The organism is Wolbachia endosymbiont of Drosophila bocki (genome assembly GCF_028982005.1).
GTDB classification, from domain to species: domain Bacteria; phylum Pseudomonadota; class Alphaproteobacteria; order Rickettsiales; family Anaplasmataceae; genus Wolbachia; species Wolbachia pipientis.
The window spans coordinates 1-4,251 of record NZ_JAPQLG010000210.1; the positions used below are offsets into that span (position 1 = coordinate 1).

Below are 4,251 nucleotides of genomic sequence, written 5' to 3' on the forward strand. Positions count from 1 at the left end.
GATATTCGCTATCTTTTTTATCTTTAATCCATCATAGCTAGCGATGCAACAAAGCCCACTGGGATCCAGGAATCTTGATTGGCACTAAATTGGTGAGCATAAAAGTGGCTAATCTTATGTTAAAACACAACATTTTTGATGGGGTTCGTGAAAGGCTCGATTCCAGACTGGAATGACAACTTAAATCGTTTGATGTTACCATAAAATAGCTTGTGTCATCACATTAGTAACACAACCTTCCTTAATAAAAATTCAACCAATGCTTGTGATAATTATATTAGCTAGTATTAGCTAGAACTAAAGGCAGAGGGTTATTAGTGAGGGATATATGGGCACTAACGATACACAACAAGAACACATTTATAATGAGCGCATTCAAGAAAATTTTCCTTTATTTGATAAAATAAAAAAGGAAGACGACCCAATTTATAATGCTAGAGTTGATTTTAACACAGTAAAGTTTTTAACAAAACACGCCAACTGGAATTGGGACGAAGAAGAAAACAAAGATAAAGCATATGGAGTTATTCTTCAGAAATGCGACAAGACAAAGAAAGCTGGACAAGAGCTTGAAAGTGAAGTTAAAGAAAGGTTGAAAGAGTATGTTGATGATGTTGCAGGAGTTTCAATATACGGTAATCACGCAAGTATTACGCTGGGAGATAACAAAAAAGAGTTTAAAATTAGCGAATTTTTAAATAGTGATTTTTGTGAGAAGAATGAAATCTCAGGATTTTCAACATTGCATAGTGATGGAAAGAGCGGAATGCATGGTTTTGTTGCCGAGGAAGAAGGGAAAAAAATAAGACATTATGTCGTAACTGATGGTTCGTATGAAATGACTTTAAAGTGGTATGCGGAGGGGAAGGAATGTAAGATCAAAATTAAGATTGATGCTAACGGTGTAGACCTTGTTAAAGGTGATGATTTTTCTCTAGAACGGTTAGAAGTAAACAGAGATGTAAAAATAGGTGGTTTATTCTTGCATGAAATACAATTCAGGGAGAAAGGACAAGGAAAAGCGAATGAGATGCAACATAATAAAGACAGTAACGAGCTATCATCTGAAACTACAACAAGAATTGATGTTAATAGAGGTGTTAGCGTTCAAGCTACTGATATAACTCAAAAAAAAGAAAACCACCTTTCACATTTTGGACTACAATCTAACAGCAGAAGGCAGTCTTACGATAGCGGAATTGGAAAAGATTTTGACGATAAAATTAATTCTCAGGAGGCTAAAGAAAAGCGTGAGCTTAGACAAACAGCACGAGAAGCAAATTTGGGAGGTCAAGTTTATAACCTACAATCGCTTTTTGAGGAGAATCCTCAGAACAAAAAAACTCCTCCGCCACTTCCACCTAGAACTAGTTCACTACCACCTAAAAAAGGTGTTTTCGATGAGCAAGGGGGAGCCAAATCTGGAAGCCAAAAACCAGATGACTTGCGCGAAAATGAGCAAACACCTAATAATCAGCAAAAAGGTGCAACTTCTGATTCTTCAGATAGTTCTACTTTCACCAAGTCTGTAAGCCACAATCAAGATAATAGGCAAGAAGATGAACGGTATGACGATCCTACATTTGGACATGCTGTACCTGGAAGCCAAAAACCAGATAGAAGTGAGCAAACACCTAATGATCAGCAACAACCTAAAACCCAGCAACAAGAAGGAAATAGCAAAGGCGATCTGTTACAAGACATCAGAAATTTCAAGAAAAACAACTTACGGCACATTGATGTTGATGATAGAAAAGCATCAATTGCAGGAAGTAGAAAAAATAACCCATCACCGTTAGAGACATTAAAGGACATAATTCCTTATTCATCTTCTCCAGATAACAGTGATAACCAAGATGCTAGTGATGCTAAGTGGAAAGAAAGTGAACAGCCGCTCTCTGCTACAGCACTCAATAATAAAAGTGACTCGGGCTATTCATCTCCAACTCATGACAATAATGAACAATCTCAAGTAAATCCTGAACAGTTAAAGAAGAGCTTAGAGAACATTGAACAAAGTGATCAAACTCCACCTGAAAATCTTCTTAAAGAAATCAGAGATAGATCACAGCAGGATAATAGAGGATTAAGGCAAGTTGATCCTACTGATAAACTGTCACAAGATAAAGAAGATGGATTGCAAAAAGACGATTTAGCAGATGTAAAAATAGTGGAAGGTCCAACTATTAGTGTCTCTGCTTCAACACCAAATAGTATAAGTGATTCAGGCTACATATCTCCAACTAATAGTGATAGTAAATCTCAAACAGATTTAAAACAGGTAGGAAGGAAATTAGAAGAACATATTAGACAAAGTAATCTAACTCTATTTGAAGAACTTAAAAATACATTAGGTCAAGAAAATCTCGGGTTAAAACCAGCTGATCAGAGTCAGATTAGCGAAGAAACTAAAAAACGCTTGAGAGAAGTTGGGTTGCTAAAAGACAGCTCAACAGACATAAAAGCAAACGATTCGGGCTATTCATCTCCAACTCATGACAATAATGAACAATCTCAAGTAAATCCTGAACAGTTAAAGAAGAGCTTAGAAAACATTGAACCAAAAGAAATCGGAGATACGAGTGAGTTAAAAGGAGCATTGGGAAACCCGGATAAAGGGTTAAGAGAACCGGCACAACAGGCTACTAAAGAAAATATTCCTAAAGATTCATTCTCAGAAAACATTTTAGAAAAGATAGGAGAAGGTAAACAATATGACCCTATACGTAAGTGGTTAGAAAAAACAGTGGCAGAACGAGAAAATAATGACACTAATCCAACTGTAGATAAAAATAGCGAACTATATAAATTACTAGAGAAAGATGAAGCACAACTGAAAGCTGGAGTAATAGAAGAAGAAAGAGGAGATACTTTAACAGAACACACTGATGGTTATGATCGCAATAGAATTGCATTAGCTAACAGAAATAAAAGACCACTAGATTGGGCTAAACAGGTTGCTGAGTCACAACAAAAAAAAGATACTAATAAAGGTATTTCAATATAAATTGAAGTTAAAATAATTGCTTAGCAAACAATAGGTTTCATGTAATGGTAACCCTATAACGGAAGAGTAGGAGCCGCGTAAGAACAATACGAACACTCCAGCTAGGCCTTGTATATTGCATCCCCCCGCCCTATTTTTCCACTCTTCTGATGCTAAATAATACTTAATTTCTTGTTCACTGAGACGTTTAAATTTCACTATTGTAACCACAGTCCTGATATGTTGTTTAGATTGATCGGGAGTTAATAGACATACACTGGTATATACTCTATGCCTTCTTCCTGATAACAAGCGGATACATTTTTCTGCTTGCTCAACGTTTTCAGCTTTGAACAATATCCTTCTACCACAAGCAACAACTGTATCAACACCAAGCACAAAATAATTTGGATTTAAACTTTGTATTTTCTCAGCTTTACTTTTTGCCATACGGATTGAGTAATCCTTCGGAAGTTCCTTTTTTAAAGGGGCTTCATCTATATCTGCTGGCAAAATTAGACCTGGCTCAATGTTTATTTGTTTTAGTAAAGCTATACGCCTTTTCGATGATGAAGCAAGAATAAGATTATTTAGAGATCGTTCTGTCACTTGTACCTTTAAGCCTTCTAATGATCCTACCCTTTCTCGCATTCCTATCGTAAATGCTCATCTCAACTAACACCCTATCCCCTATAATGATGCGTATTTTACTTCTTCTCACTTTCCCTGATACATGACAGATAATCTCATGTTCATTGTCCAGTTTCACTCTAAATTCTGCTGCAGGTAGTAAAGCAGTTACTGCCCCTTCCACTTCAAAAATTGTTTTCGACTTCTCGTCCTTTATCATATGTTACATTATAATTTAATAATCTTTTTTAGTCTACTATAGATTTTAAATTATTATCAACACAAAAGACCTTTTGCGCCCCACTTAAGTTGCAACTTAACCCCAACCATCTTCACAATGATACCCTACCTACGTTTCTACTCTCTGCCACCTTCTCAATAGAACTTATAGGACTTATGTTGAAAGATAAATCATTATCACAATTTTCTTCATCGCTATCAAGTCCACTATCAACGCTTAAAGATTTGAGTAATGTTGTCTTCTCTCTCAGTGGAACATAAGACTCATTATCAACGCTTGAAGATTTGGATAATCTTTTCTTCTGTCGTGGAGCATTACCAGACTCATTAGAACCTGTTTAAAATCTTCGTAATAGGAGAGAAATGAAGGAAAGGACAATCATTTGCAAGCTGGT

Annotated in this window: 3 protein-coding genes; 1 reads left to right on the forward strand and 2 read right to left on the reverse strand. The window is 36.0% G+C overall.

Going from position 1 to position 4,251, the window contains the following annotated elements:
- Window positions 1–328: 328 nt before the first annotated feature.
- On the forward strand, window positions 329–3,007 hold the full coding sequence (locus OZD61_RS05235; protein ID WP_274980100.1) for a hypothetical protein: 2,679 nt from the start codon (window positions 329–331) through the stop codon (window positions 3,005–3,007).
- Here OZD61_RS05235 and OZD61_RS05240 read toward each other — a convergent pair.
- Both OZD61_RS05240 and infA read right to left on the reverse strand, forming a co-directional pair.
- A complete protein-coding gene (locus tag OZD61_RS05240) occupies window positions 2,999–3,595 on the reverse strand; it encodes a Maf family nucleotide pyrophosphatase (RefSeq protein ID WP_274980101.1) in 597 nt (198 codons plus the stop codon). The two genes, OZD61_RS05235 and OZD61_RS05240, sit on opposite strands and share 9 nt — an antisense overlap.
- Window positions 3,573–3,836 (reverse strand): translation initiation factor IF-1, encoded by a 264-nt coding sequence (infA, locus tag OZD61_RS05245; protein ID WP_007550159.1) that lies wholly within the window; start codon window positions 3,834–3,836, stop codon window positions 3,573–3,575. Before infA ends, OZD61_RS05240 begins: the two co-directional genes overlap by 23 nt.
- Between the last annotated feature and the right edge of the window lie 415 nt (window positions 3,837–4,251).

Excerpts from the sequence above, each read along its gene's own strand:
- OZD61_RS05235 (WP_274980100.1), top strand. The coding sequence starts at position 329 with ATGGGCACTAACGATACACAACAAGAACACATTTATAATGAGCGCATT.
- infA (WP_007550159.1), bottom strand. The coding sequence starts at position 3,836 with ATGATAAAGGACGAGAAGTCGAAAACAATTTTTGAAGTGGAAGGGGCA.